The organism is Aeromonas sp. D3 (assembly GCF_027705025.1).
Taxonomy (GTDB): Bacteria; Pseudomonadota; Gammaproteobacteria; order Enterobacterales; family Aeromonadaceae; genus Aeromonas; species Aeromonas salmonicida.
This window is the reverse complement of sequence record NZ_JAPDBE010000089.1, coordinates 1-1,931: the sequence shown is the minus strand read 5'-3', so window position 1 is coordinate 1,931 and position 1,931 is coordinate 1. Positions and strand designations below refer to the sequence as shown.

The following is a 1,931-nucleotide window of genomic DNA, read 5'->3' as shown; positions in this document are numbered from 1 at the left end:
TCGGCTCAAACATGAAGAAATGAAATGACTGAGTCAGCCGAGAAGAATTTCCCCGCTTATTCGCACCTTCCCTAGATGAGTTTAAATTGACATTAACGCATTTGCGTAATGGCAACATTTATTGTGTAGTACCTTTCCATGCCTATGAGAAGCGTAGTGATGCGATGAACCATTTGGCAGGTCGTTGCCTAAAAGCGCTCGACAGAATGGAAGGTACATTTCTAGAAGAACCTAAGACGATTATTTCCAAGACAACCCAAAAAGAATTAATCTCATTTTTACTCACAAATATTTTTGCTGACCGAGTTGTTAAGCTATCCAACAAACAGTTGTTGATAATAGACGATACATTTGCCAACTACAGTGGACAAGAATTAGAAGTTCTCAAAGAAAAGTGGCGAGACCTGGATGCGAGTGTCATAGAGCGGTCGGTGGTGTTGTTCCTGCTGCATAAAGCACTGGGCATGATCGATGACAACATTGATTATCATTGTTACCTCGCCCTACCAATTTGGAATGGCGAAAGTTACCTGAGCTTTGATGATAACAATGAGAGCGACAACGATGGCGATATTGATACTGATGTTGGCGTATCGGAACAAGAAACCGGGCCGATAGCCGCCCCCTCCACTGCCCCAGTCATAAACAAACAGCCCGTAGTTACCGTCGCGGCCTCGCCGCACTCGGCTGTGCCAGCACCTGCAGTCACATCTCCGATCAGCGCGTCGCGCACCATCCTCACACTCACAGCCCCCTCACTAGTCAGTGCTGACCCCTCGTCTACCAAAAGCCACCAGTCTACACCTGCAGGCACTCCGTCAGCCGCCCCCAACCAGCACAATCTGGCCGAGATCTTGGCTCGTTACAACAACCTGAATATCGATGAAATTGACCTACTATGGCGTGACCGGCGCACTTGTTTCAAATATGCGGATGAGGCTGCAACCGTCTTAGCAAAAATGCGCTATGAGCGTGGTTTGGATTTCAAGCTGATTTTTTATAAAAATTTTCTCGAGACTTCTGTGATTACCGAACTGGGTTTACCCAGCTTTAAGGAAACCATTGTGGCCATCACAAAATATCCTGATGCTTTGGCCCATGTCAAAGCGCAGCCAATCCTAGTCAAGCCTGTCAAATCAAGCCTCGCACAGTCCAAAAACAAGATCGTGAGCACATTTAAACTCAAGCAGGAGGATGAGCGTATCAAGAAGAAGACGAGCATCACTATTCGTGCAGGGCAAAGTGACTTTAGAAACAGTTTGCGCAAGGCGTGGGGAAAGTGTGCCATCACCGGCTGCGAAACCTTGAATGTCTTGGATGCTGCTCACATTTATCCCTACCGTGGGGAGAAGGATAACCACATCAAGAATGGCTTGCTATTGCGCACCGATATTCACCGCCTGTTTGATAGTTTCCTGTTGTCGATTGACCCACGCACTCTGACCATACGGGTCAGCGACAGCATCAAGGATGCTCAATATCGGGATTTGGATGGACAAAGATTGGTGGACAAAGTAGGGCTATCGAGCCACGCTCTGGAATATCACTGGTTTTATTTCACCTCGCAGGATTAATAATTAACAATTGCAGGTCGGCATTTTTAACGTTGCCTGCAGTTCAAGGTAGGAGCCTGAGGTTTTCGCAGATATAGGGTTGGCAATGTCAGCATAGCCACCTAAATAGCTGTTCCGAATAGTAGATCACCGGAGATAGTGAACTCAGCCCAGTTTGTGCGATCTCATTAGTCGCCAAACAAAACAAGCCACACCCAAAGGACTGAGTTGATACCTATCCCCCCCTGCACGACCACAACGACGCAGCATTGGTAATCCCCCCATTTTTAGGGGGGATTATCCTTAACCATCCCCTCATATGAGCGAGGCGTGGCGCGGCTTCTGAGGTATGATCGCCATCCTTGACCAGCTAATACC

Annotated in this window: 1 protein-coding gene; it reads left to right on the top strand. The window is 47.6% G+C overall.

The window, feature by feature from the left end; genetic code table 11:
• The first annotated feature begins 86 nt into the window (after positions 1–86).
• Positions 87–1,574: an HNH endonuclease gene (locus OKC28_RS22850; RefSeq protein ID WP_270691157.1), complete on the top strand. Its 1,488-nt coding sequence runs from the start codon at positions 87–89 to the stop codon at positions 1,572–1,574.
• Positions 1,575–1,931: the final 357 nt, after the last annotated feature.